Genomic DNA, 26210 nt, shown 5'->3' with positions numbered 1-26210 from the left:
TGACCTCGTCCGCCGTACGTCACCGGTGCGAGGTGTACTCCACCACCTGCTGGAAGGTGGGCCGGTTCTGCCAGCTGATGTTGTGGTGCTTGATGCCGCCCAGGGTGCGCTGGTTGATCGAGTCGGCGCACCACTGGTCGCCCGCGGAGCACAGGTCGTCGCCGGGGTAGACCTCGGACGCGGACTTGCCGGCCGCCTCCTTCAGCGTGCTGATCAATGCGTCCCGGCAGTCGCTCAGGCTGCCGCCGCCGCAGTACTTCTCGGCCAGCGGGCCCTTCACCGACCCGCCCAGCACCGCCCGGATGTCCTTGTCGACGTAGCTCCACCAGCCGTACTGGAAGGAGCTGCCGGCGTGCGAGCCGGTGGGCCCGTGCCCTGCCGACGGCGATTCGTCGATCGGCAGGTTGGCGGTGAGCGCGGTGTACAGGTCGTCGCCGAGTCCGGGCTGGAACTCGGCCTTCACCAGCAGCGGCCACCACGCGTCCAGGATGCGGATCGCGTCGGAGTCGGCGTACGTCTTCGAACCCGCCGACGTCTCCGTGCGTTTCACGCCCGCCGTGAGCCAGGTCTGCAGCTTGCTCACGGCCGCCGCGGCCGTAGGGTCGGTCACCGTGCTGCTGTTGACCACCTTCAGCAGGTCCGGCAGCACGTCCTCGGCGCGCAGATCGGCGAGCGCCGCGTCCGCCATGGCCTGCACCAGCTTCGTACGGGTCACCCCGCCGGCCGCGACCAGCTTCTTCACCCGGTCCTCCAGCAGGTTCCCGCGGTGGACCGAGCCGTCGCCCCAGCTCGCGGTCGTGTAGTCCATGGCCTGCTTGTTGTTCCAGGAGACGTAGTAGTCCTGGTCGATGGAGTTGGGGTGCTGCGAGGCGGGCGTGTAGGCCGCCGTGTTGGTGGCCGGGTCCCAGTTCCTCCACTCGTAGGCGGCCTGCCCCCACACCGGGAACTCGGTGTCGACGCCGCTCGCGCGCACCGGGTTGTCGCCGCTGTTGTAGTACGCGGTGTGCTGGGAGTCGGCGTAGAACCAGTTGAAGGTGTAGTTGATGTGCTGCACCGCGGACTGGAAGGTCTGGGGGCTCTTCACGTAGTCGGGGTCGTTGAGCATCTGGAAGCCGATGATCGAGTCGGCCTCGTGCAGGTAGGAGGAGCGCAGGGTGGTGTAGGCGACCTTCTTGCCGCCGACGGTCGCCCGGTAGGAGACGGGTCCGTACTTCGTTCTCCACACGCGCATGGTGTACGACCCGGCGGCGGTGCCGTCGGCCGTGGTCGGCTTCCAGGCGTTCTTCTGCTCGATCTTGTCCATGGCCGTGCAGGTGCCGTGGTACAGGTAGTGGTAGTCGTCCTGGCACAGTTCGACGGCGTAGGTGTCGATGATGTCCTGGCCCGAGGTGGTCGCGGACCACGAGTAGTCCTGGCCGCGGCCGAGTTCGACGTACATGCTCAGGCCCGCGAAGGACGCGCCACGCGCGCTGATGCCCGGGCCCTGGATCTCCTGGAGCATGAGCAGCTGCGGGGCGAAGTAGCCGGTCTGCGGTCCGAAGACGGCGACGGGATGGCCGCTCGCGGTGTACTTGCCGCTGACGACGAGGGCGTTGGACATGCCGCGCTTCGCGGAGCTGAGGGCGGTCGCGGTCGCCTGCCGGGCGGCCGCGGTGGCGCTCTGGCTCGCGCCGGTGCCGGTGGCGTCGTAGACCAGCGGCTCCGTCGTCACCGAGCCGGCGTCGGGCAGCGCCTGGCCCTGCGCGTTCGCGGGCTTGGTGCCGTAGGGGAAGCTCTGGCCGTCGTGGACGGTGAGGACGGCCTCGGGGTCGTTGCGCTCGCGGAAGGACTCCCAGACCTTGGTGCCCTCCTCCACCCCGTACTTGGACTGGGCGGCGATCAGCGAGAGGGCGTTGTTGACCTCGCCGCCACCGCCGGAGCCGAACAGGGAGCCGATCACCGAGGCCAGGGCCACCAGGTCGGTCACCTTGAAGTGGTCGATCGTGCCGGCGTTGGTGACCGCGTCCTTGTGGCCGGTCAGGACGTACTCGCCGGGGAAGTAGCGGCCGGAGTCCGAGGCGTCGATGTAGGAGTTGATGCCGGCGAGGTAGGCGTTCGCGTCGGCGAGGGCCTGCTGGCCGCGGGCGCCGTTGTTCGCGACCGCGTTGTCGATCTGGGCCTGCAGGTCGGCCTCGGTGTAGGGGGCGTTGCGGTAGAACTGCTGCTCCAGCCCCTGGTTGGCGGCCGCGCCACCGGCGAACGAGGTCAGCTGGCCGCGCCCCACGTGCCGGAACAGATCCATCAGCCACAGCCGGTCCTCGGCCGCGGCGTACCCCGCCCCGAACTCGGTGCCGTAACGGGTGGTGCCGGTGATGTGCGGCACACCCGTCTTCTTGTCGCGGACGATCGTGACGTCACCGCGTCCGGCCGGCTTCTCCGAGGAGGCGACCTGGTCGGAAGCGACCCCGAACGACGCGTCGTTGAAGAAGTTGTTGATCTTCGTGTCGGTGAGCGTGGAGTACCCCGAGGCGAGGTTCGCATAGGGCCCGAGCTGGTCCTCCGCATGGTCGGGCTGGGTTCCGAAGGCCTGGTTGAGCAGGATCTGCGCCAGCGTCGCGTTGCCGTTCTCACCCGGCGGCACGATGTCGGAGCACTGACCGCCGCAGTAGTCGTTCGAGGCCGTGGCGGCGGCTGCCGTCGCCTGGGCCAGCGGGGACAAAAGACCAGCAATCAGGACGCATATGGATGCCGTCTTCAGGAACCCGGCGAGTCCGCCGGGAGTTCTCAGTCTGAACAGGGCGCTACGAGAGGTGCGTCGTGGCATGGCAGCTCCTACCGACGTGGGGTGAGCCGGGACGTTACCGGCGGTATCCCCGGGAGTGAAGATGAACATGCGTCAAGTTTTGGAGTCGTACGACGGGCTTATGGAGGGCATCGGAAATCGGATGGAGCCGATTCGCTTGTCGATACGTCTATTCGGCGACGTCCGTACGACGACGCCGAAGTGACCGAAGTACAGGTGCAGGTGTGACGGAGGTGCAGGGCGATGGCCGGTTTCCGGAGTCTGGCGAGACAGGTCCGCGACCCGCGGTGCGATCTGGCACTGCGGCGCTACTCACTGCGCAAGTGCCTTGAGCGGTTCGCTCCTTACGGGCACAGGGCGACCTGGGACCATTTGTGCTCCCGGGCAGGGTTCGGTCCCGAGGACCGCTCCCCCGACCCGGTGCGGCTCGTGGCCGCACTGGAGGAACTGGAAGAAGCGCGCTCGGTCTGGCTGGCCTACGAGGGGGATTTCGCCGAGCGGCGCAAGAAGGAGAAGCACGACGGACTTCGCCGGCCGGGCACGGTTGACGACTGGCACCGGATGACCTGGGGCGGATTCGGTGTCGCCTGGTGCGACGATCCGCGGGTGCATCCCAGGGAACCGCTGGCCGAAGTGCTGCGCCGGCTGATCGCCGCCCTGGAGCGCGAACCGGGGGCTGTCTGCCCGGTGTGCGGCGACGAGCGCCTGATCTGGAAGTACGGCCTGGACCACGAACCCTCGGCCGGTCCGGTCTGCACACACTGTGGAATTCTCGTGCCACGGCCCGTGCTCAAGCCCGAGGCCCTGGCGGACGCAAGGCGCGGAAGGCTGCTCGTGTCGGCCTAGGGCCTGGCCGGCGGATCAGGCCGGCTGTAAGACACGGCGCCTCTTGATCTACTCGAGCGGGGTCTGGTGCGTGCAGCTGCAAGGCGGAGGAGGGCGTCGACGCGATGGGGGTCCCCCCGGTCGAGCGAAGTCGAGAGCGGGGGAGTCGGCAACCGACGACAACGCGGCAGATGTGCGTGCCAGACCCCGCGACGCCGGCCTGATCCGCCGGCCAGGCCCTGAGTACGGCGGGGGTGCGCCGGGGATGCCGCACCCCCTGAAAACCCTGACCCCCGGTGGCCACCGGGTAGTTGTCGGTGACGCCTGCGAGGCTTGGGCCATGCTGCAGGTGTGTCTGAACGGACCGCGCGGGTCCGCCGACGGTGCGAGGGTGCCGCTGACCCCTCGGGCGATGGCCGAGTCCGCGGCGCGAGCCGTCGCGGCCGGGGCGACCGATCTCCATGTCCATCCCAAGTCGCCTTGCGGCCACGACTCGCTCTCGCCCCGGGTGCTCGCGCCGACGCTGGAGGCGATCCGGGCGCGGGTGCCGGTGCCGGTCGGTGTCACAACGGGCGCCTGGGCCGAGCCGGATGCGGCGGCCCGGCTGGAGCGGGTCCGGAGCTGGGCCGGCCTGCCCGAGCTGCCCGACCACGCCTCGGTCAACTGGCATGAGCAGGGCGCGGAGGAGATCGCCGCCACGCTGATCGGGCTCGGGGTGGGCGTCGAGGCCGGCATCTGGTCCGGGACGGACGGGGCGGCCAGGTTCGCCGTCTCCCCGCTCGGCCCGCGAGTGCTGCGGGTGCTGGCCGAGGTGACGGACACCTCGGCGGACACGGCCGAGGACACGGCGCGCACCCTGCTGTCCGGCCTGGGCTCCGCGCACGGCCGCCCGGTGCTGCTGCACGGCGAGGACGGCGGCGCCTGGCCGGTGCTGCGCCTCGCCGGCCGCCTGGGGCTCGCCACCCGCATCGGCCTGGAGGACACCCTGCTGCTGCCGGACGGCCAACAGGCCCGATCCAACGCGCAGTTGGTGACGGAGGCCCTGGCCCGGTACCGCCCTCGAAGCTAGCACCGGCAAATCCGCTCGCTCCACCCCTTTCCGGTCCGGATGGTTGGGAGGCGATGCAACACGCCTGAGAAACCGACTGCCGAGGGGGACTTCCGATGTCGACGCTCCGCGTCACCGCCGAAGTGCTGACGATCCACGAGCATCCGAACGCCGACGCGCTCGAGCTGGCCCAGGTGGGCCTGTACCGGGCGGTCGTCGCCAAGGGCGCCTACCGCACCGGCGACGCCGCCCTCTACATCCCCGAGCAGTCCGTGCTGCCGGCCGGGCTGATCGAGGAGCTGGGGCTGACCGGTCGGCTGGCGGGCGGCAACGCGGACCGGGTGAAGGCGGTGCGGCTGCGCGGCGAGCTGTCGCAGGGCATCGTGTGCCGGCCGCGGGCGCTCGCGGACGTCGACCTGGCGCGGGCCGCCCTGGACGGCACGGACTTCGCCGAGCGGCTGGGCATCACCAAGTGGGTGCCGCCGATCCCGCCCACCATGAACGGCGAGGTCGAGTCCGCGCCCGATCTGCTGCCCTGGGTGGACATCGAGAACATCCAGCGGTTTCCGGACATCTTCGCAGCGGGCGAGGATGTGGTCCTGACCGAGAAGCTGCACGGCTCGGCCTGTCTGCTGACCTATCTCGCCGACGAGGACCGGGTGCACGTCTCCTCCAAGGGCTTCGGCGCCAAGTCCCTGGCCCTGAAGGAGGATCCGCGCAACCTGTACTGGCGGGCGGTGCACGGCCACGGCGTCGCCCGGGCCGCGGCCCGGCTCACCGAGCGGCTCGGCGCGCGCCGGGTCGGCGTCTTCGGCGAGGTGTACGGCGCGGGGGTCCAGGACCTGACCTACGGCGCCGACGGGCGCCGCGAGACGCTCGGGTACGCCGTGTTCGACGTCAGCGCGGAGATCGACGGCACGGTGCGGTGGCTGGACGCGGGCGAACTGCTCGGCGGGGAGCTGCCGTTGGTGCCCCGGCTGTACGAGGGGCCGTACGACATCGAGCGGGTGCTGGGGATCGCGAGCGGCCGGGAGACCGTGTCCGGGCGGGAACTGCATCTGCGCGAGGGGGTCGTGATCCGTCCGGCGGCGGAGCGGTACAGCCCGGTGACCGGCGGCAGGGCGATCGCCAAGGCGGTCAGCGCGGCCTACCTGACGAGGAAGGGCGGCACCGAGTACGAGTGAGCAGGTCCGGCCCGGGCGGCAGGCCCGCCGCCCGGATCGGATCAGCTCTGCTCCTGCCGCTTCCGGCTCCCGCCCGGCTCGACCATGAGCCGCGACCCCGAACGGCTCTGCCCGAACGCGTCGTCCGGATTGGACAGGACGCAGGTGTCCAGGGACAGGCAGCCGCAGCCGATGCAGTCGGTGAGGTGGTCGCGCAGGCGGTTGAGCTGCTTGATGCGCTCGTCGAGCTCGGTGCGCCAGGCCTCGGAGAGGCGGGCCCAGTCCTCCCGGGTGGGGGTGCGCTCCTCGGGAAGCTCGGCGAGCGCCTCACGGATCGTGGCCAGCGGGATGCCGACGCGCTGCGCGGCCCGTACGAAGGCGACCCGGCGCAGCGTGTCACGGTGGTAGCGGCGCTGGTTGCCCGTGGTCCGGCGGCTGCTGATCAGGCCCTTGGACTCGTAGAAGTGCAGGGCGGAGACGGCGGCGCCGCTCCGCGCGGCGAGCTGGCCGACCGTGAGCTCGTGGATCTTCTCGGGAATCTGGGGCACCCCTCGAACCCTACCCACCGGCTCCCCGTGGCGGTCCGTTGACATCGGATGCCCGCCCGACCATGCTAAGCAGTTGCTTAGACATTGCGAGGCACGGGAGGCCGGGACATGGCAGAGCCGAGGATCTTCAGGTCCGTCGACGAGCTGAAGGCGGCGGTGGGAGAGCAGCTGGGGTACACGGACTGGCTGGAGATCGACCAGAAGCGGATCGATCTCTTCGCGGAGGCCACCGGGGACCACCAGTGGATCCACGTCGACCCGGAGAAGGCCGCCGCCGGGCCCTTCGGGACCACCATCGCGCACGGCTATCTGACCCTCTCCCTCCTCCCGCTCTTCGGCCCGCAGCTGATGGGTGTCGAGGGCGTGCGGATGGGCGTCAACTACGGCACCAACAAGGTCCGTTTCCCCGCGCCCGTGCCGGTCGGCTCGCGCCTGCGTGCCACCGCGAGGATCAGCAGCGTCGAGGACGTGCCGGGCGGTGTCCAGGTGGCCGTCGCCTACAGCGTGGAGCGCGAGGGCGGGGACAAGCCGGTCTGCGTGGCCGAGTCGGTGGCCCGCTTCTACCTCTGAGCGCGGCGGCTACTTGACCCCCACCATGCGCAGCACGAGGTCGGCGTAGAGCGCGCCGACCTCGTCCGGCGTCCAGGGGCCGTCGACGTTGAACCAGCGGGCGACGTCGATGCACAGCGACAGGACGGCGAGGGTGGAGCCCTTCACGTCCAGTACGTCGAACTCGCCGACCGCCACGCCCTCCTCGATGACCGCGCGCACCTCGGCGTCGCACTTGCGGCGCAGCGCGAGGATCTCCTCGCGGGCCTCGGGGCCGAGCGAGTCCAGCTCGTACTGCACGACCCGGGCGGTCGTACGGCCGCCCGCGTGCCAGCGGACGAAGGAGCTCACCGCGTCCGCGAGCCGCTCGGTCGCGGTGCCCTCGCGCCGGGCCGCCGTCTGCAGGATCTCCAGCGCCTTCTCGTGACCGATCCGGCTGATCCGGTGCAGCAGCTCTTCCTTGGTCTTGTAGTGGATGTAGAGCGCGGCCGGGCTCATGCCCGCGCGGCCCGCGATGTCCCGGGTCGTGGTGGCGTGGTACCCCCGTTCGGCGAAGGCCTCCACCGCGGCGACCAGCAGTCGCCGGGCCGCGTCGGGCGTGACCTCGCCCCACGCGGACGCCTCGCCGCCGACCGTCTCCTCCGCCGTACTCATCGCTCGCCGACCCCTCTCACAGACAGAGACCCCACCATACCGCTGAAGGTGAGCGGGCGCTTAGTGTGCCCGCTCAGAGCTCCTCAGGGCTTTTCACAGCTTCTCGAAGGGGTCGTGATCGGCCAGCAGCTTCTCCAGCCGCGCCTGGTCGACCCGGCTGACGATCTGCCCCGCCTCCTGCCGGTCCCGGATCACCTTGGCGAGCGTGAAGGCGGAGGTGACGAGGTACAGGACGGCGATCCCGAGGAAGGCCCGCACCCAGGTGTCGGCGTCCAGCCGGAAGATCCCGACGGCGGTCGCGACCATGGCGACGGCGAAGGAAGCGACGGCCTGGCCGTAGAAGGCGGCCGTGCTCTGCTGCTTGACCGGTGTGTCACTCATGCGACAAGGGTCGGCGGACGTGGCCGGAACCACATCCGCCGAGATACTCATCCGGCTACTCAGAAAGTCCTCGGCAGGTCCTCAGAACGCCGAAACCCCGGTCAGCGCACGCCCGATGAGCAGTTTCTGGATCTGGCTGGTGCCCTCGTAGAGGGTCATCACGCGGGCGTCGCGCAGCAGCTTGCCCGCCGGGTACTCGTCGATGTAGCCGTAGCCGCCGAAGACCTGGAGGGCGTTGTTGGCTGCGCGGACCGCCGCCTCGGAGGCGAAGAGCTTGGCCTTGGAGGACTCGACCGCGAAGGGCTGCCCGCGGTCGATCAGGTCGGCCACCCGCCAGGTGAGCAGGCGCGCCGCGTCCACGTCCACGGCGATGTCGCTGATCAGCTCCTGCACCAGCTGGTGCCCGGCGATGGGCGTGCCGAACTGCTCGCGCTCGCCCGCGTACGTCACGGCCGCGTCCAGCGCGGCCTGCGCTATGCCCACGCAGCCCGCCGCGACCGACATCCGCCCCTTGGCCAGGGCGGACATGGCCACCGAGAAGCCCTTGCCCTCCTCGCCCAGCATCGCCGAGGCGGGGACGCGCACGCCCTCCAGGACCAGTTCCGCGGTGGCCTGGCCGCGCAGGCCGAGCTTGCCGTGGATGGTGCGGCGGGTCAGGCCGGGGCTGTCCGCGGGCACCAGGAAGGCGGAGACGCCCTTGTGGCCGGGGGCGTCGGTGGAGCGGGCGAACAGGAGCACCACATCGGCCCAGGTGCCGTTGGTGATGAACATCTTGGTGCCGTCGAGGACGTAGTCGTCGCCGTCGCGCACCGCGCGCGTGGAGAGGTTCCCTGCGTCGGAGCCGGTGCCCGGCTCGGTCAGGCCGAAGCAGCCGACGTGCTCGCCGGAGGTGAGCCCCGGCAGCCACCGCCGCCTCTGCTCCTCGCTCCCCCAGGCCGCGACCGTCTTCGCGACCAGCCCGAGCGAGACGGACACGATGCCGCGCACGGAGGAGTCACCGCGCCCCAGCTCCTCCGTCACCAGGCAGTACGCGAGATGGTCGCCGCCGGAGCCGCCGTACTCCTCGTCGATCGTGAGGCCCAGGAAGCCGACCTCGCCGAGCTTCTTCACGATGGACCGGTCGACCTCCTCCGCCCGGTCCCAGGCGATGACGTGCGGGGCGATCTCGCGGTCCACGAAGTCCCGGGCGAGCCGCCGGACGGCGGTCTGCTCCTCGCTGAGCTCCAGGTTCATGCCGAGTCACCCCACAGTTGACGGACCTTGAAAGCCGTACATTTAAATTAGCACTGCTAGTTTCCGAGTGCAGCCCTACTATGTGCGCCATGGCCCGACCGCGCAAGCCCTTGCTCAGCACCGACCGCATCGTCGAGACGGCACGTGCGCTGGTGGACGCGGAGGGGCTCGCGGCCGTCTCCACGCGCCGGCTCGCCGCGCAGCTGGGGGTGAGCGGGCCCTCGCTCTACAACCACTTCCGCACCAAGGACGAGATCCTGGAGGCGGTCGCCGACTCGGTGAGCGCGCAGGTCGACCTGTCGATGTTCGAGGACGGCCGGGAGTGGCGGACCGCGCTGCACGACTGGGCGACCTCCTACCGGACCGCCCTGCGCGACCACCCCAACATCGTCCCGGTGCTCGCCACCGGGCCCGGCCGCCGCCCGGCCGGACTGCGGCTCGCGGACGCGGTCTACGGGGCGATGGTCCACGCCGGCTGGCCGCCCGCGCAGGCCACCTCCATCGGCGCGCTGATGCGGTACTTCATCATGGGCTCCGCCCTCGGCTCCTTCGCCGGGGGCTTCGTCGCCGACGCCGGCGCCTACGACCCGGCCGACTACCCGCACCTCGGGCAGGCCCACCTGCTCGCCGAGCAGCAGGAGAAGATCGACGAGCGGGCCTTCGAAACGGGTCTCACGGCGCTGCTCGACGGGCTGGTGCAGCAGTACGAGCAGGCCCGGCGGAACGCCTGAGACACTTCGGCCTGCGCCGAAGTGTCCGTGCCCCATCCTGGGATGCATGACCACCAGGGATCCGCAGGCACCGCAGCTGGCCCGGCTCGCCGGGCTGATCGCCGACGAGACCCGCGCCGCGTGTCTGCTGGCGCTGCTCGACGGGCGGGCCTGGACCGCGAGCGAGCTGGCACGGCACGCGGGCGTCGCCGCGTCGACGCTGAGCGAGCACCTGGGCAAGCTCGTCGCGGGCGGGCTGCTCACCGAGGACCGGCAGGGACGGCACCGCTACGTGCGCCTCGCCGGCACCCGGGTCGCGCAGCTCGTCGAGGACCTCGCGGCGCAGGCGGCCCCGGCCGATTCCGTACGACCACGGCCACGCACGCTGCGGGAGTCGAGTGCCGGGGCGGCGATGGCGCGGGGGCGCACCTGCTACGACCATCTGGCGGGGCGGCTGGGGATCGCGGTCACGGAGGCGCTGACGCTGCGCGGGCTGCTGCGGCAGGACACGGGTTTCGCCTTGACGGACGCGGGAGTCGAGTGGTTCGGCACCGCGGGCATCACGCTCGACCGCAGGGGGCGGCGGCCGCTGGCGCGGGCGTGTCTGGACTGGACGGAGCGGCGGCCGCATCTGGCGGGGGTGGCGGGTGCCGCGCTGTGCCGGCATGCACTGGATGCGGGGTGGTGTGTGCGGATCGGCTCGGAGCGGGCGGTGAAGGTGACCCCGGAGGGTGAGGGGGCCCTGCGTGAACTGCTGGGCATCAGCGCCGATTCGCTGCGCTGAGTTGTGCCTCTGCGGGTGTGTTGTGGCTGATCGCGCAGTTCCCCGCGCCCCTGGCGGCGCTGTACGAACCCCCCGTCCGAAATCCGCGAGCTCTTCCTTCCTCTCCCTTCTAGCCTCTGGAGCATGATGAACATCCGTCGTACCGAGCTGCTCGCTCCAGGTGCCGCCCTGGTCACCGTCGTGTTGTGGGCCTCCGCCTTCGTTTCGATCCGTAGTGCGGGGGCCGCGTACTCGCCGGGGGCGCTGGCGCTCGGGCGGCTGCTGTCCGGGGCACTGGTGCTCGGGGTGCTGCTGATCGTCCGCGGAGAAGGGCTGCCGCCGCGGCCGGCCTGGCGCGGGATCGCGATATCCGGGGCGCTGTGGTTCGGCTTCTACATGGTGGTCCTGAACTGGGGCGAACAGCAGGTGGACGCCGGTACGGCGGCGCTGGTCGTGAACATCGGCCCCATCCTCATCGCGCTGCTCGGTACGCGGCTGCTCGGCGATCCCATGCCGCCGCGGCTGCTCGCCGGTATGGCGGTGTCGTTCGCGGGCGCGGTGGCGGTCGGGCTGTCGATGTCGGGCGACGGCGGCTCGTCGGTGCTCGGGGTGCTGCTGTGCCTGCTCGCGGCGGTCGGCTACGCGGCCGGGGTCGTCGCGCAGAAGCCGGCACTGGGCAGGGCGAGCGCGCTGCAGGTGACGACGTTCGGGTGCCTGATCGGCGCGGTGGGCTGCCTGCCGTTCGCCGGGCAACTGATCGGCGAGGCCGCCGGCGCGCCGGTCTCCGCGACCCTGAACATGGTCTACCTGGGAGTGTTCCCGACCGCGCTCGCCTTCACGACCTGGGCCTACGCGCTGGCCCGTACGACCGCTTCCCGCATGGGCGCGACCACGTACGCGGTGCCCGCGCTGGTCGTCCTGATGTCGTGGCTGGCGCTCGGTGAGGTGCCGGGACTGCTCACGCTGGGCGGTGGTGTGCTGTGCCTGGCGGGCGTGGCGGTGTCCCGGTCCCGGCCGAGGAGCCGGACGGTCGTCCGGGCCGCGGCGCCGAAGCAGGCTCCGGAGCCGCAGCCCGAGGGCGCCGCGGAATCCGCGTGAACGCACCCAGTCTGTAGGGCCCTTGGCGGGCAGCAGGCCCTAGAACACCACCAGCGCCCGGCCGCCCCTGCCCGCCAGCATGTTCTCGAACGCCGCCGGGATGCCGTCCAGGCCGATCCGCTCCGTGACCAGCGCGCCGAGGTCCAGCCGGCCGGCCCGGACGTGATCGGCCAGCACCGGCAGGTCCTTCGCGGGGTCCGAGTTGCCGTACACGCACCCGGCCAGCGTCCGGCCCCAGTGGAAGATCTCCAGGGCGTTGAAGGTGACCTGCTGGTCCTTGCCGCCGATGCCGACGACCGTCGTACGGCCGCCGCGGCGGGTGGAGTCCCAGGCCGTGCGGATCGTGGCCGCGCGGCCCACGCACTCGATCGCGACGTCGACGCCCTGCTTGTCCGTCAGGCCGCGGATCTCGCGGGCCGTCGTGTCGGAGGCGAGGACGTAGTCCGTGGCGCCCGCGCCGCGCGCCAGCTCCTCCTTCTCCGGGGAGACGTCCACGGCGACGATGCGCGCGGCACCCGCGATCCGGGCCGCCTGGAGTGCGGCCAGGCCCACTCCCCCGACGCCGTACACCGCCACGGTCTCCCCGGCCTTCACCCGCGCCGAGTGGTGGACGGCGCCGTAGCCGGTGAGGACCGCGCAGCCCAGCAGCGCGGCGTCGGTGAGCGGGATGCCGTCGGGCAGCGGCAGGACGCACCCGGCCGAAACGACGGTCTCCTCGGCGAACGCGGCGACGTTCAGGCCGGGGTGCAGGTCCGAGCCGTCGGAGGCGCGGTGGGCGTAGACGTCGGCGGCGCCGTTCAGGGCGTTGGCGCACAGCCACACCTCGCCGAGCGAGCAGGCGTGGCAACTTCCGCAGGACGGCGCCCAGTTGAGGACGACCTCGGCGCCGGGCGCGACATGGGTGACGCCCTCGCCGACGGCGACGACGGTGCCCGCGCCCTCATGGCCGAGGACGGCGGGGACCGGCACCCGCATGGTGCCGTTGGACAGGGACAGGTCGGAGTGGCACACCCCGGCCGCGGCGAGACGGACGCGGACCTGGCCGGGGCCGGGGTCCGGGAGGTCGATCCCGGTGATCTCCAAAGGAGCGCCCACGGCGGGGAGAACTGCTGCGCGAACCACGGGAAGGCTCCTTCAGAACTGGAGGGACTTGGTCTGCAGGTACTCGGACAGGCCGTGCGCACCGAGTTCACGGCCGACGCCCGACTGCTTGTAACCGCCGAAGGGGGCAAGGGGGTTGAAGCGGCCGCCGTTGATGTCGACCTGGCCGGTCTGCATCCGGCGGGCGAAGGCCACCGCCTCGTCCTCGTCACCGGCCCAGACGGCACCCGCAAGGCCGTAGACCGTGCCGTTGGCGATGCGCAGGGCGTCCTCCTCGTCCTCGTACGGGAGGATCGACAGGACGGGGCCGAAGATCTCCTCCTGGGCGATGGTCATCTCGGGCGTGACGTCGGCGAAGACGGTGGGCGAGACGAAGTAGCCCTGCTCGCGCGGCGATTCGGGGCCGCCGGCGACCAGCCGCGCGCCCTCCGCGACGCCCTTCTCGATGTAACCGCGCACCCGCGCCTGCTGCTTGGCGTTCACCACCGGGCCGATGCGCTCGCCGTACTTGGCGGCGGCGGCCGCGGCGAGGCCGACCGCCTCGTCGTACTGGTCCCGGTGCACCAGCATCCGGGTCCAGGCGCTGCACGTCTGGCCGGAGTTGGACATGACGTTGGCGACGCCGACGTTGACCGCCTTCGCGAGGTCGGCGCTCGGCAGGATGACGTTGGCGGACTTGCCGCCCAGCTCCAGGGCGACGCGCTTGATCGCGGCGCCGGCCGTCGCGCCGATCCGCCGGCCGACCGCGGTGGAGCCGGTGAAGGAGACGAGGTCGACCTCGGGGTGCTCGGCGAGGGCCTGTCCCGCGACCGGGCCGAGGCCGGTGACCAGGTTGAACACCCCTGCGGGGACGCCCGCTTCGTGTACCGCCTCGGCGAAGAGCTGGGCGACGAGCGGGGTGTCCTCGGCGGGCTTCAGCACCACCGTGCAGCCCGCCGTGAGCGCCGGGGCGACCTTGGCGACGATCTGGTGCAGGGGGTAGTTCCACGGCGTGATCGCGCCGACCACGCCGACCGGCTCCAGATGGACGGTCGAGTTCCCGGCCTTCTCCTCGAAGGCGTACGTCGCCGCCAGCTCGGCGTACGAGCCGGCCACGGCGATCGGCACCGCCGCGTGGACGCCCTGCGAGAACTTCAGCGGCGAGCCGAGCTCGGTGGTGACCGTCTCGGCGATCTCGTCCTTGCGCGCCGCGAGGACGTCCCGCAGGGCGGCCAGCCGGGCGGCCCGCTCGGCCGGCGATGTCGCGGCCCAGGCCGGGAAGGCGGCGCGGGCGGCCCGTACGGCCTGGTCGACGTCCTCGGCGGTGCCCGCCGGCACCCGGGCGACCACCTGCTCGTCGACCGGGTTCACGACCTCGATCGTCTCCGTGCCGACGGCGGGGCGCCAGGCGCCGCCGATGTACATGCCGTCGTGTGCCTTCATGGTGCTCCTCCGGGGGCGGGGTGCGTCGTGCGCGTCAAACCTACCGACGCCACATAAACTAGCGGCGATAGTTTTCCGGCGCCAGACGCCCCCCCTCCCCGGGAGCCTCGGGGAGCCCCTACTCGTCCAGGTCGGGCAGTCGCGCCGGGGACGGGCAGATCCGCTCGCCGTGCTGGTCGAAGACGAACAGATGGGCCAGGTCGACCAGGAGCGGGACCTGCATGCCGTGGCGGAGTTCGATGTCGGGGGTGGTGCGGACCACCAGGTCGCCCGGGAGGCGGGCCTCCGCGCCCGCGGTCTCGGAACCCGTGTCGCCGGCGTCGTCCATGACCACCACCGGCCCGGCACGCAGGGCCTCCGCCCGCTCCCGGATGCGTGCCAGCACCGTCGTGCCGCCGTCCCGGCGACGGCGCCGGGAGGGCCGGGGCGCGATGCGCGGCGCCTCCAGATCCGGTACGACGGCGGGCCGGGAACCGGTGTTGAAGTGCACCAGGACCTCGTGCCCCTGGAACTCCACGTGCTCCACCAGCCCGGTGAGCGGCACCTCGCCGGTCCGGGCGGAGGCGTGCTTGGCGATCCGGACGGCCTCGGAGCGCAGCCCGACGATCACCTCCCGGCCCTGCTGCACCCGCAGCAACTGGTGGTCCAGGGTGAGGGGTTCGGGCAGCCGCAGATACTGCTTGCCGAGGCTGATGGTCATCGCGCCGTCGAGCGGGGCCCGGACCACACCGCGCAGCAGGTTGATGCGCGGTGTGCCGATGAAGGCGGCGACGAAGACGTTGCGGGGCAGGGCGTAGACCACGCGTGGTGTGCCCACCTGCTGGAGCACCCCGCCGCGCAGTACGGCGACCCGGTCGCCGAGCGACATGGCCTCGGCCTGGTCGTGGGTGACGTAGACCGTGGTGACGCCCAGTTCCCGGGTGAGTTTGGAGATCTCCGCCCGCAGATGGTTGCGGAGCTTGGCGTCGAGGTTGGACAGCGGCTCGTCCATCAGGAAGGCGGAGGGGTGGCGGGCGATGGCCCGGCCCATCGCGACGCGCTGGCGCTCGCCGCCGGAGAGCTGACTCGGGAAGCGGTCGAGGAGGTCCTCTATGCCCAGCATGCGGGCGGTGGCGTCCACGCGCGGGCGGGGGTCCTCCCCGGGGTTCTCCACGCGCAGCGGGAAGCCGATGTTGCCGCGGCTCGTCATGTTCGGATAGAGGGCGAAGTTCTGGAACACCATCGCCATGTTCCGGTCGGACGGGAGCAGGTCGTTGCCGCACTCGCCGTCCAGCAGGAGTCTGCCCTCGGTGATCTCCTCCAGCCCGGCGATCATTCTCAGCACGGTGGACTTGCCGCAGCCCGACGGCCCGAGCAGCACGAGGAACTCTCCCGGCCTGATGTCCAGCGACAGCCGGTCCACCACGCGAACACCTCGCGTGTACGTCTTGCTCACGTCGTGCAGGGAGATGGCGCGCGTCATGACACTGCCCCCGGAGGCGTTCTGAGCGAGTGCTGATGCTCGGCGGCAAAACGGCCCGTGCGGGTCGTACGGGCTGTGAGTCACGGAAGTTAACGGACCGTGCGGACCCAGCGGAAGACACACGACACAATCGGCCACTTCATTCCGCCCAGTGAGAAACCGGACGCACCGCATCGCCGCGTCAGCGGGTCGCGGTCAGATGGGCGAAGACGACGACGTTGCTGGTGTAGCCCGTTCTGCGGCTGAACAGCCCGCCGCAGGTGAGCACCCGCAACTCGGGGCGCCTGCTGGGGCCGTAGACCTCCTTGTCGGGGAAGCGGGCCTTGTCGAAGACCCGTACGCGGTCCACGGTGTAGACCGCGGTGCGGCCGTCCAGGCGCCGGGCCTCGATCGTGCGGCCGGGGCGCACCTGCGCGAGCGCGGCGAAGACCGCGGCGCCGGTCCTGGTGTCCCGGTGCCCGACGGCGATGGCGGTGCCCACCTCGCCCGGTGAGGCGCCGTCCTGGTACCAGCCGACGAGCTTGGGCTTGTCGAGCGGCGGTGTCTCGAGCTGCTGGTCGGCGCCGACCTTCACGGCGACGATCGGCGCGTCGATGCCCAGGGACGGCACACGCAGGCCGGTCGCCGGCGACCTGGGCAGCGGGTCGGGCGGCGGGGCGGGCTCGGCCGACGGGCTCGGCCCGTCGGCCCCGGGACGCTCGTCGGCGACGCCGGGCACCGGCTCGGCGGGCGCCGCGGCGGCCGGCCCCCCGGCCCGGACGGAGGGGACCGGGGGGTGGTGCCCGCCGCACCGGACGACCGTCACCAGGACGGCCACGATGAGGGCCGTCCTGGTGAGGCGGTAGGCCCGGGTCCGGTGCCAGGGCCTGCGTCTGCGCCTAGGAAGCACCGTGCGAACGGCGGCGGATCAGCGTGCGGACGTACACGGCACCGCCGACCGCGACCAGTCCGACGCCCGCCGCCGCGCTCAGCGGGGTGTACGACTGCACGGTGTCGACGAGGCCGCCGCCGCCGGCGTGGACACCGCCCCTCGGCCCGCCGCCCTCGTGCCCGGCGCCGGGGCCGGGGCCGTGGTCCTCGATGGTCCGGTTGGGTCCCTGCTGCCCGCGGTCGTTCCTGCTGTGGCAGTTGACCGTGAAGACCTTCTCCTTCGGCGGGGTGGCCGCCGCGCCGGGCAGGGTCGGCGGAACGGTCCACTGCAAGGTGTACCTGCCGTCGGCCAGGCCCAGCGTGTCGGTGTGCCCGGCGCCGCCGGCCAGGGAGATCGTGCCGCTCACCGTGGCCGCGGTGGGCAGCGGGGGCTGCGCCGTGATGGTGTAGTCGACGCTGGTCACCGTGCCGAAGTTGGCGGCGTCGAGGTAGAACTTGCACACCTCGGGATCGTCCTTGGAGACGCCGTAGGGCACCCGCTCGTTGTGGATCCTGATGTCGGCACCGTCGCCGGGGGCCGCCACGGCGGCCGTCGTCGCGAGCCAGGAGGCCCCGGCCGCGGTGAGTACGGTGAGGGCAGCGGCTCCGAGACGGGCGCCGACGGACGGGGGCATCAAGGGGGGCATGGATGTTCCTCCGAGTCAGACGATTTTCATACAAATCGCTCTTTCACCTGACTCTCTTTCACATCCACCCCGGGAACCGGTGCGACCATCGCCCGACGCGCCGTCACATGTCGCTCGACCGGCGCAACGGCGCTCTCTCCGGACGCGCGCCGACGGCACCCCGGGCCACCTGACCGCCGCCCGGGGCGGAGGGCGCGCGCAGCGCACCGCCCGCCGACAGCAACAGCAGGGCCCCGAGCATGACGAACGGCGCCGCCACTCCCGCGGCCCCGGCGACCAGGCCCGCCGCGGCGGGCGCGGCGACCTGGCCGAGGCGGTTGCCGGTCAGGCGCAGCGCGAGGGCCGTGGAGCGGGCGCCGTCGGGAGCGGCCTGCACGACCGTCGTCATGGACAGCGGCTGACCGACGCCGAGGCAGAACCCGAGGGCGGCCAGCAGCACGCCGAGCGCCCACACCGGCATCGGCAGGGCGATGCCCGCGCACAGCAGGGCCGCCAGCAGACAGGTCACGGTGAGCAGGGCGGGCCTGCCGAGCAGTCGCAGCAGCGGCGTGAGGACCAGGCGGCAGGCGACGGTGGCGCCCGCGCGCACGCTGAGCAGGACGCCGATCACCGACGGCGCGATGCCCCGGTGCTCGCCGACCACCGGCAGATAGGCGGTGAGGATGTCGGTGGCGGAGAGCACCGAGAGGCTGACGAGCATGCCCGCGGGCACGCCCCGGGCGCGCAGGATGCCGCCGACCGGGACCCGGGCTCGGGCGCCCGCAGGGGACACGGCCGCCGTACGGTCCTCGATGCGCCACAGCGACGTGAACGCGACCGCGGCCCCCGCGCCCGCCACCAGCAGGGCCAGCGCGCTGGTGCCCGCCCTGTCCGGACCGCCGATCAGCGCGCCCGCGGCGACCGGGCCGACCAGCTGGCCGAGCGAGGCGCCGATGGTGAAGTGCCCGAAGTTGCGGTCCTGTTCGTGCGGGGCGGACCGGCGGGCGACGAGCGACTGGGAGCCGATCACGAAGCAGAGGTGGCCGAGGCCCATCACCCCGCTCCAGACCGCCATCGTCCACAGGGAGCCGGCGAGCCCGCTCAGCGCGCAGCCGCCGGCGATGAGCACCACGCCGGCCGGCAGCAGGGGTGCGCAGCGGCCGTGGTCGGTGCGGCGGCCCAGCGGTACCGCGGCGAAGAGCGGAAGCAGGGCGTAGACGCCCGCGATGACGCCGACCGCGCGCTCGTCGGCGCCCAGCGCGAGGGCCCGGTAGGAGACGGCGGGCCGGGCCATCGACACCGCCCCCTGCGCGAAGCCGAAGGCGATGACGAGGCGGAGCAGCCAGCCGCGGTTCCCACCGGGCCCCATGGTGAAGTCCTCCAGAAGATGCGTGCGATGGATCAGATGATGCCGAACAGGATTCCTGCCCCGAGGATCACCAGTGAGGTGAGCACGGCCCACTTCACGACGAACCTGGTGTGGTCGCCGAACTCGACCTTGGCCATGCCGACCAGGACGTACACCGCCGGGACCAGCGGGCTCGACATGTGCAGCGGCTGGGCGACGAGCGAGGCGCGGGCGATCTCCAGCGACGAGACGCCGTGGGCCTGTCCGGCCTCGGCGAGGACGGGGAGGATGCCGAAGTAGAAGCCGTCGTTGGACATGAAGTACGTCAGCGGGATGCTCAGGATGCCGGTGACGAAGGCCATGTGCGGGCCCATGCCGCCGGGGATGTTGCCGACCAGCCACTTGGCCATGTGGTCGACCATGCCGGTGCCCTGGAGGACGCCCGTGAAGACGGCGGCGGCGAAGACCATGCCGGAGACGTTGAGGACGTTCTCGGCGTGCGCCGCGATACGGGCCTTCTGATCGGGCACGTGCGGGAAGTTGACGGTCAGCGCGGTCGCGGCGGCGAGCAGGAACAGCACCGGGATCGGCAGCAACTCCATGATCATGGCGGTGAGCAGGACCACCGTGAGCAGCGCGTTGAACCAGTACAGCCTGGGCCGCAGGGTAGGCCGGTCGGGGTCGAGGCCCTGGAAGCGCTCGTCGTCCTCCTCGTCCTCCTCGTCCGTGCGGTCCGCGACGGTGCCGCTGCCCGAACCGCCGCCGCGCACGGGGGACTTGCCGCGGCCTGAGCCGCCGCCCGCGCCCACGAGCACCGTCTCGGTCTCCTTCTCCTCGACCAGGACCTCGTCCAGGGTCAGCACGCCGAGCCGCTTGCGCTCACGGCGGCCGAGGACGTACGAGAGCGCCAGGACGAACAGCAGTCCCATGGCCAGCGCCGGGATCATCGGCACGAAGATGTCGCCGGCGTCCAGCTTGAGTGCGGTGGCCGCGCGAGCGGTCGGGCCGCCCCAGGGCAGGGTGTTCATCACGCCGTTGGCCATGGCGGCGACACCGGTCATGACGACCAGGCTCATCTTCAGGCGCTTGTACAGCGGGTACATCGCCGAGACGGTGATCATGAAGGTGGTCGAGCCGTCGCCGTCGAGCGAGACGATCGCCGCGAGCAGGGCCGTACCGACGACGATGCGCAGCGGGTCGGCCCTGCAGAACTTCAGGATGCCCCGGACGATCGGGTCGAAGAGGCCGACGTCGATCATCACGCCGAAGTAGACGATCGCGAACATGAGCATCGCCGCGGTGGGGGCGAGGCTGGTGACGCCGTCGATGACGTAGTCGCCGAGCCGGGCGCCCTTTCCGACGAAGACGCAGAACAGCGCCGGGATCAGCACGAGCGCCGCGATCGGCGACATCTTCTTCATCATGATCAGGACCAGGAAGGTCGCGATCATGGCAAAGCCGAGCAGGGTCAGCATGAGTGGATACCTAACGTTCGCCCTTGAACATCCCACCGGGCAGGCGGTGCGACGACGTTAGGTCGGTGCAAACGGCGTTAACAAGACGTTGACGTGCGAGCAATAAGCGCAAAACTCCAGGTCAGGGCTTTGCTCAGGTCAGCGACATGATCGATTCGGCCACGGCGGTGACCTCCACCGGCACTCCGTTGAGGACCGCGTTGCCCGACAGCGGGTCGAGCAGGCTGCCGTCGAGGAGCTGGTTGACGTTGACGCCGGGATCGGCCGCGGCGTGGCTCATCCGGGTGCCGGGACGGTTGTGGCCCCAGCCGTGCGGCAGGCTCACCACGCCCGGGCGCACCCCGTCCGTGACCTCCGCGGGGGCGGTCACCTCTCCCCCGGCGCCCTTGACGCGCACGGCGGCCCCGTCCCGCACACCGAGGCGCTCGGCGTCCTCGGGGTGGATGTGCAGGGTGCAGCGGTTGCTGCCGCCGGTCAGGGCGGGGACGTTGTGCATCCAGCTGTTGTTGGAGCGCAGATGGCGGCGGCCGACGAGGACGAGCTCGTCGGGGAGCCGGTCCAGCGCCTCGCGCAGCCGCGGCAGGTCGTCCGCGATCGGCCGCGGCAGCAGCTCGATCCTGCCGCTCCTGGTCTTCAGCGGCTGCGGGAGGCGCGAGCCGAGCGGGCCGAGGTCGATGCCGTGCGGATGCGCGAGCAGCCGCTCCAGCGACAGTCCGTCGGGCCGTACGCCGAAGCCGTCGCCGTAGGGGCCGAGGCGCAGCATCATGTCGAGCCGCCGCTCGGGGCCGCTCACACCGGTCAGTTGAGCGGTGAGTTCCTTCGGGTCGCGGCCGTGCACGGGCGAGTGGGGCTCCTTGACCGCCTTGCCGAGGGTCTGGCCGATGACCATGTCGTCGACGGCGGACGGGTCGGCGCCGTGCATGCCGGTCGCCGCCAGGATCAGCCGGGCGAGGATCTCGGTTTCGGCCCTGCGGCCGGGCTCCAGGGGCACGGCGGGGCGCGTGTAGCGGACCTGGTTGCGCACGGCGAGCGTGTTGAAGGCGAAGTCGTGGTGCGGGCTCTGGGAGGGCGGGGGCGGCGGCAGCACGACGTGGGCGTGGCGCGAGGTCTCGTTGAGGTAGGGGTCGACGCTGACCATGAAGTCCAGGGAGTCCAGGGCCTTGTCGAGCCGGTCGCCGTCGGGCGCGGACAGCACGGGGTTGGCGGCGACGGAGACGAGCGCCCGGATCGGCTCGCCCTCCCCGGTCGCGGTGTCGATCTCCTCGGCGAGCGCGGAGAGCGGCAACTCCCCCTTCGCCTCGGGGTACTTGCTGACCCGCGAGTGCCAGCGGCCGAGCGCGAAGCCGTGGCTCGGGCCGGCCGGGCGGGGTGTCCGGTCGGTGGCCGCCTGCGGGAAGAGGGCGCCGCCGGGCCGGTCGAGGTTGCCGGTGAGGATGTTGAGGACGTCGACGAGCCAGCTGCCGAGGGTGCCGTACGGGACGGTGCAGCTGCCGATGCGGCCGTAGACGGCAGCGGTGGGCGCGGCGGCGAGTTCACGGGCGAGCGTACGTGTCACCCCGGCGTCCACGTCGCACGCGGCGGCGACGGCCTCGGGCGTGAACTCCCGCACGGCCGCGCGCAGTTCGTCGAGGCCCTCGAGGTGCGGGGCCAGTTCCCCGAGGTCGACGAGGTCCTCCTCGAACAGGACGTGTGCCATCGCCGCGAGCAGCAGCGCGTCGGTGCCGGGGCGGATCGCGAGGTGCCGGTCGGCGAGCTTGGCCGTGCGGGTGCGGCGCGGGTCGATGACGGTGAGCGTGCCGCCGCGCGCCTTGAGGGCCTTGAGCTTGCCGGGGAAGTCGGGGGCGGTGCACAGACTCCCGTTGGACTCCAGCGGGTTGGCGCCGATGAGGAGCAGATGGCCGGTGTGGTCGAGGTCCGGCACGGGGATGGCGTTGGCGTCGCCGAAGAGCAGCCCGCTGGAGACGTGCTTGGGCATCTGGTCGACCGTGGACGCGGTGAAGACGCTGCGGGTGCCGAGGCCGGCGAGCAGGACCGGCGGGTAGAGGGCGCCGGCCATGGTGTGCACGTTCGGGTTGCCGAGGACGACGCCCACCGCGTGCGGGCCGTACCGCTCGACGACGGGGCGCAGGCCCGCGGCCACCGCGTCGAAGGCCTCCTCCCAGGTGACCTCGCGCAGCTCGCCGTCCTTGCGCACGAGCGGGGCGCGCAGCCGGTCGGGGTCGCCGTCGACGGCGCCGAAGGAGGCGCCCTTGGGGCAGATGAAGCCCTTGCTGAACACGTCCTCGCGATCACCGCGGGCGCCGGTGACACGGGTCCCGTCGATGGTGAGGGTCAGCCCGCAGGTGGCCTCGCACAAGGGGCAGATACGCAGAGCGGTGCGGGACACGGGTCCTCCCGGTGGGCGGTGACGGCGCCTGGGCACGGTCGAGCATACCGACCGGTTGGCATGCTGGGGAGGCCCCTCGGGGATGACGTCGGAAATTCGCGGGCCGTTCGCCGGGGGTCGTGGGGGTGCCACGGGCCCGGCGCGGGGGGCCCGGCCTCAGTCCAGCACCCGCGCCAGATACGCCTGGAGCAGCCCCCGCGCCTCCTCGATTATTTTCGCGTCGCCCTCCGGCGCCATCCGGAAGGCCAGGTGGACGAGGGTGTCGGCGGTCTCCACCGCGATGAGGAAGGTGCGGCGCAGATCCTCGTCCGGCTCCCGGTCGAGGTAGCCGGAGAGCAGGTCGGTGAGACGGTCGGCGACGCGGTGGTTGGGTTCGGCGCTGCGGGCGCCGACCGGGATCTGGTTGCCGAAGTCGACGAGGGAGAAGCCGGGAGCGGTGCGCTTCATGGCCAGGTACTCGTCGAGCACGGCGTCCATCGCCGAGCGCCAGCCTCCGTCGCCGGCCGTCTTCAGCCGCTCGGTGACCTGCTCGCTGAACCGCTCGAGATTGCGCTGGGCGAGGGCGTCGACCATCTGCCGTTTGTTGCCGAAGAACCGGTAGACCGAGCCGATGGGGACTTCCGCGCGCAGGGCGACGGCCCGGGTGCTCAGGGCGTCGTAGCCGACCTCGTCGAGGAGTGCGGCGCAGGCGTCGAGGATCCGGGTGAGTCGTTCGGCACTGCGCCGCTGCACGGGCGCACGGCGTAGCGATGTCGCGTGGGGCACGGACTTCATGATGCCTTTCCGGCGCGCTCCGGAGAACCTCGCCCCCCGCTCCGCGCATACCTGTCGGTTGCACTCAGTGCCGTCGTGCCCGAAGGGCCCCCCGGCGTGCCCGCCGCCTGCGACGCCGTGATGTCCGCCGTGCTCTCGATCGGCCGGCCCTTCACGGCCCACACGGTGCCGTCGTCGGCGTAGAGCCGCGCGGTGACGTGATGGGTGCCGCGCGGGACGAGCCTGGCCGGGAGGCGGCAGTTCAGGCCGCGGAGGCGGCTGACGAGCCGGTCGTCGACGAAGACGTACGCGACGCCGCGGCCGGCCGTCGCCCGCGGCTTCGTACCGACCGGCGAGAAGTGGAAGTTGCGGACGGCCAGGCGCACGTCCCAGGTGTCGCCGGTGTCCGGCTGCACCTGGATCCCGACCTCGGGCGCGCCCTTCTTCTGCACCTCACGGTAGTGCCGCCCCTCCTTGTCCGTGTCGTCCAGGACCTTGCCCACCGGCGAGGTCGACTCCCCGTTCTTCCCCTCGTGCGCAGCACTGGAACCGCAGCCCGCGGATCCGGTCAGCAGCAGGACACAGACCGCGAGCGCGGCGAACAGACCCCGCGTCCACGACATGCCCGGAGACTAGAACACCGGTCCGACAGCCGGATCCCCCTGGAGTCGGGTTCTCGCTCCTCCTTGACGAGGAGGCCCGGAAGCATGCCTGGTGGAGAGGCTCAAGACCCTCTTGCGCCGGCGGAAGCGCAATCCTACGGTGTTCCATAGGAATCAGACCGCAGCAGTCCGCAAGGGAGCGACGATGAGCGGGGAAGCGCGCAAGACGGCCGAGGGGCTGACCTACCTCTCCGGCTTCGGCAACGAGCACAGTTCCGAAGCCGTGCCCGGTGCCCTGCCGGAGGGCCGCAACTCACCCCAGCGCGCACCGCTCGGGCTCTACGCGGAACAGCTCAGCGGGTCGGCGTTCACCGAGCCGCGGGCCCACAACCGCCGTTCCTGGCTGTACCGCATCCGCCCGTCGGCCGCGCACCCGGCGTTCACGCACACCCACAACGGCTGGATCCGCACGGCCCCCTTCACGGAGTCCGTCCCCGACCCCAACCGGCTGCGCTGGAACCCCCTCCCCGACCCCGCCGACGGCACCGACTTCCTGGCCGGCCTGTGGACCCTGGGCGGCAACGGCGACGCCACCCAGCGCACCGGCATGGCCGTGCACCTGTACCACGCCAACGCCTCGATGGACCGCGTCTTCAGCGACGCGGACGGCGAGTTGCTGATCGTCCCGGAGCGGGGCGGGCTGCTGCTGCACACGGAGTTCGGGCTGCTGCACGTGGAGCCCGGGCATGTGGCGCTCGTCCCGCGCGGGGTGCGCTTCCGCGTGGAGCTCCTGGACGCCACGCCGGACGGCGGACAGAGCCCGACCGCCCGCGGCTATGTGTGCGAGAACTACGGCGCCCCCTTCCAGCTCCCCGACCTCGGCCCGATCGGCGCCAACGGACTGGCCAACGCCCGGGACTTCAAGGCCCCGGTCGCCGCGTACGAGGACGTCGAGGGCCCGGTGGAGGTGGTCAACAAGTTCTGCGGCAACCTCTGGAAGGCGACCTACGAGCACTCGCCGCTCGACGTGGTCGCCTGGCACGGCAACCATGTGCCGTACGTCTACGACCTGCGCCGCTTCAACGTCATCGGCACCATCTCCTACGACCACCCCGACCCGTCGGTCTTCACGGTGCTGACGTCCCCGTCGGACACCCCGGGGCTGGCCGGGGTCGACTTCGTGGTCTTCGCGCCGCGATGGCTGGTGGGCGAGGACACCTTCCGGCCGCCGTACTTCCACCGGAACGTGATGAGCGAGTACATGGGCCTGATCGAGGGCGCCTACGACGCGAAGGCGGAGGGCTTCGTGCCCGGCGGCGGCTCGCTGCACAACATGATGTCGGCGCACGGTCCGGACCGGGAGACGTTCGACCGGGCGAGCGCGGCCGAACTGAAGCCGCAGAAGGTGGACGACGGGCTGGCGTTCATGTTCGAGACCCGCTGGCCCGTCACGCTCACCGCGCACGCCGCGGACGCGGACCACCTCCAGCAGCACTACGACGACGTGTGGCAGGGCCTCGAACGCCACTTCCGCGCGCGCTGACCGCCGTTCGCCGCCGGAGTGCTTCTCCGGCCCGCTCGGTTGCACTGAAGATCCCCGACCGGTACGGATGGCCCGTGACCTCCTTCGCCCCGGACTCGATCGTCCTGAACCGCAAGCTGCCGCTCTGGTACCAGGTGTCGCAGTCCCTGCGCGCCTCGATACTCGGCCGCTCGCCGCAGGACCCCCTCCGCCTGCCCACCGAGGAGCAGTTGGCGGAGCACTACGGAGTGAGCGTGCTGACCATGCGGCAGGCGCTGAAGGAGCTGGAGGACGAGGGCCTGATCACCCGGCACCGGCGCCGGGGCACCTTCATCGAGCCCGACGCCCGCAGGGGCGCCCCGGTCCGGCTGCTCGGCTCGGTGGACGCGATCGTGGCCCAGCAGTCCGGCATGACGACCGAACTGCTGGACCACGGCCGCGCGCCCGTGCCGCCCGAACTCGCCGAGTTCTTCCCGGAGACCGACGAGGTGGCCACGTACCACCGCCTGCGTAGCGACGAGGAGACGGGCGAGCCGACCAACCACGCGCACAACTACGTGCGGCCGGACGTGGCCGCCCGGATCGACCCGGCCGACCTGCTGCGCTGGCCGATGACCAAGGTGCTGCGGGACATCGTGCGGGCGGACATCAGCCGGATCACGGACACCGTGGAGGCCCGGCTGGCCGACCCGGAGACGGCACGGCTGCTCCAAGTCCCGCTGCTCAGCCCGATCCTGCACTACACGGGCGTGACGTACGACGCCGGCGGGCGGGTGCTGGACGCCGCGGTGATCCACTACCGGGGCGACCGCTTCTCCTTCACGGTGACCCTGGACGCCACCTGAACCCG

The 26210-nt window shown here is 71.8% G+C and carries 24 protein-coding genes; 9 read left to right on the top strand and 15 right to left on the bottom strand.

The genetic code is table 11. The features are described from left to right. Positions 1-19: 19 nt before the first annotated feature. A complete protein-coding gene (locus ACIBN2_RS23455; protein WP_399136892.1) occupies positions 20-2803 on the bottom strand; it encodes a penicillin acylase family protein in 2784 nt (927 codons plus the stop codon). Between the two features lie 222 nt (positions 2804-3025). On the opposite strand from ACIBN2_RS23455, the gene ACIBN2_RS23450 reads away from it, so the two are divergent. From ACIBN2_RS23450 to ACIBN2_RS23440, 3 genes are all read left to right on the top strand, one after another. Then, positions 3026-3628, top strand: a complete 603-nt coding sequence (locus ACIBN2_RS23450; RefSeq protein WP_399136890.1) for a hypothetical protein — start codon at positions 3026-3028, stop codon at positions 3626-3628. 319 nt (positions 3629-3947) lie between these two features. Beyond that, on the top strand, positions 3948-4676 hold the full coding sequence (locus ACIBN2_RS23445) for a 3-keto-5-aminohexanoate cleavage protein (protein ID WP_399136889.1): 729 nt from the start codon (positions 3948-3950) through the stop codon (positions 4674-4676). Positions 4677-4771: 95 nt separating this feature from the next. Next, positions 4772-5839, top strand: a complete 1068-nt coding sequence (locus ACIBN2_RS23440) for an RNA ligase (ATP) (protein ID WP_399136887.1) — start codon at positions 4772-4774, stop codon at positions 5837-5839. Between the two features lie 41 nt (positions 5840-5880). Here ACIBN2_RS23440 and soxR read toward each other — a convergent pair whose 3' ends face one another. Further along, positions 5881-6366 (bottom strand): redox-sensitive transcriptional activator SoxR, encoded by a 486-nt coding sequence (gene soxR, locus ACIBN2_RS23435; RefSeq protein WP_399136885.1) that lies wholly within the window; start codon positions 6364-6366, stop codon positions 5881-5883. Positions 6367-6474: 108 nt separating this feature from the next. Between soxR and ACIBN2_RS23430 the strand changes: the two genes are divergently transcribed. Beyond that, complete coding sequence (locus ACIBN2_RS23430) at positions 6475-6936, top strand: MaoC family dehydratase (RefSeq protein WP_399136884.1); 462 nt, start codon at positions 6475-6477, stop codon at positions 6934-6936. 9 nt (positions 6937-6945) lie between these two features. Here ACIBN2_RS23430 and ACIBN2_RS23425 read toward each other — a convergent pair whose 3' ends face one another. From ACIBN2_RS23425 to ACIBN2_RS23415, 3 genes are all read right to left on the bottom strand, one after another. Next, positions 6946-7569, bottom strand: a complete 624-nt coding sequence (locus ACIBN2_RS23425) for a TetR/AcrR family transcriptional regulator (protein ID WP_399136882.1) — start codon at positions 7567-7569, stop codon at positions 6946-6948. A gap of 93 nt (positions 7570-7662) precedes the next feature. Further along, positions 7663-7950 (bottom strand): YiaA/YiaB family inner membrane protein, encoded by a 288-nt coding sequence (locus ACIBN2_RS23420; protein ID WP_399136880.1) that lies wholly within the window; start codon positions 7948-7950, stop codon positions 7663-7665. An 81-nt stretch (positions 7951-8031) separates the two neighbouring features. Beyond that, entirely contained in the window at positions 8032-9183 is a 1152-nt protein-coding gene (locus ACIBN2_RS23415; RefSeq protein WP_399136878.1) for an acyl-CoA dehydrogenase family protein, read from the bottom strand. A gap of 89 nt (positions 9184-9272) precedes the next feature. Between ACIBN2_RS23415 and ACIBN2_RS23410 the strand changes: the two genes are divergently transcribed. The 3 genes from ACIBN2_RS23410 to ACIBN2_RS23400 all read left to right on the top strand — a co-directional run bounded on the left by ACIBN2_RS23410 (position 9273) and on the right by ACIBN2_RS23400 (position 11754). Beyond that, positions 9273-9914: a TetR/AcrR family transcriptional regulator gene (locus ACIBN2_RS23410; protein WP_399136877.1), complete on the top strand. Its 642-nt coding sequence runs from the start codon at positions 9273-9275 to the stop codon at positions 9912-9914. Between the two features lie 46 nt (positions 9915-9960). Further along, entirely contained in the window at positions 9961-10677 is a 717-nt protein-coding gene (locus ACIBN2_RS23405) for an ArsR/SmtB family transcription factor (RefSeq protein ID WP_399136875.1), read from the top strand. Positions 10678-10803: 126 nt separating this feature from the next. Then, positions 10804-11754, top strand: coding sequence for a DMT family transporter (locus tag ACIBN2_RS23400; RefSeq protein ID WP_399137451.1), 951 nt, complete (start codon positions 10804-10806; stop codon positions 11752-11754). A 39-nt stretch (positions 11755-11793) separates the two neighbouring features. On the opposite strand, the gene ACIBN2_RS23395 is transcribed toward ACIBN2_RS23400, so the two are convergent. The 10 genes from ACIBN2_RS23395 to ACIBN2_RS23350 all read right to left on the bottom strand — a co-directional run bounded on the left by ACIBN2_RS23395 (position 11794) and on the right by ACIBN2_RS23350 (position 23859). Further along, entirely contained in the window at positions 11794-12876 is a 1083-nt protein-coding gene (locus ACIBN2_RS23395) for a zinc-binding dehydrogenase (protein ID WP_399136873.1), read from the bottom strand. A 12-nt stretch (positions 12877-12888) separates the two neighbouring features. Next, entirely contained in the window at positions 12889-14277 is a 1389-nt protein-coding gene (locus ACIBN2_RS23390) for an aldehyde dehydrogenase family protein (RefSeq protein WP_399136871.1), read from the bottom strand. Between the two features lie 118 nt (positions 14278-14395). Beyond that, a complete protein-coding gene (locus tag ACIBN2_RS23385) occupies positions 14396-15739 on the bottom strand; it encodes an ABC transporter ATP-binding protein (protein ID WP_399136869.1) in 1344 nt (447 codons plus the stop codon). A 181-nt stretch (positions 15740-15920) separates the two neighbouring features. Further along, entirely contained in the window at positions 15921-16628 is a 708-nt protein-coding gene (locus ACIBN2_RS23380) for a class F sortase (protein ID WP_399136867.1), read from the bottom strand. Beyond that, a complete protein-coding gene (locus ACIBN2_RS23375) occupies positions 16618-17295 on the bottom strand; it encodes a hypothetical protein (protein ID WP_399136866.1) in 678 nt (225 codons plus the stop codon). The genes ACIBN2_RS23380 and ACIBN2_RS23375 overlap by 11 nt, the downstream gene beginning before the upstream one ends. 103 nt (positions 17296-17398) lie before the next feature. Further along, the gene (locus tag ACIBN2_RS23370; protein WP_399136864.1) at positions 17399-18643 is read right to left on the bottom strand and encodes an MFS transporter; all 1245 of its coding nucleotides are present in this window, start codon (positions 18641-18643) and stop codon (positions 17399-17401) included. Positions 18644-18675: 32 nt separating this feature from the next. Beyond that, positions 18676-20097: a CitMHS family transporter gene (locus ACIBN2_RS23365; RefSeq protein ID WP_399136862.1), complete on the bottom strand. Its 1422-nt coding sequence runs from the start codon at positions 20095-20097 to the stop codon at positions 18676-18678. 133 nt (positions 20098-20230) lie between these two features. Further along, entirely contained in the window at positions 20231-22483 is a 2253-nt protein-coding gene (locus tag ACIBN2_RS23360; protein ID WP_399136861.1) for a molybdopterin oxidoreductase family protein, read from the bottom strand. 156 nt (positions 22484-22639) lie between these two features. Then, complete coding sequence (locus ACIBN2_RS23355; RefSeq protein ID WP_399136859.1) at positions 22640-23257, bottom strand: TetR family transcriptional regulator; 618 nt, start codon at positions 23255-23257, stop codon at positions 22640-22642. Beyond that, on the bottom strand, positions 23254-23859 hold the full coding sequence (locus ACIBN2_RS23350; protein WP_399136858.1) for a hypothetical protein: 606 nt from the start codon (positions 23857-23859) through the stop codon (positions 23254-23256). Before ACIBN2_RS23350 ends, ACIBN2_RS23355 begins: the two co-directional genes overlap by 4 nt. A 184-nt stretch (positions 23860-24043) precedes the next feature. Here ACIBN2_RS23350 and hmgA point away from each other — a divergent pair, with 184 nt between their 5' ends. Both hmgA and ACIBN2_RS23340 read left to right on the top strand, forming a co-directional pair. After that, positions 24044-25381 (top strand): homogentisate 1,2-dioxygenase, encoded by a 1338-nt coding sequence (gene hmgA / locus ACIBN2_RS23345; protein WP_399136856.1) that lies wholly within the window; start codon positions 24044-24046, stop codon positions 25379-25381. Positions 25382-25455: 74 nt separating this feature from the next. Next, positions 25456-26205 carry a GntR family transcriptional regulator gene (locus ACIBN2_RS23340; RefSeq protein WP_399136854.1) on the top strand — a complete coding sequence of 250 codons (750 nt, stop codon included), beginning with the start codon at positions 25456-25458 and terminating at the stop codon, positions 26203-26205. Positions 26206-26210 lie beyond the last annotated feature (5 nt).

This window comes from Streptomyces sp. NPDC050534, from assembly GCF_044457745.1.
In the GTDB taxonomy this organism is placed as follows: domain Bacteria; phylum Actinomycetota; class Actinomycetes; order Streptomycetales; family Streptomycetaceae; genus Streptomyces.
This window is presented reverse-complemented; position numbering and strand designations above follow the sequence as displayed.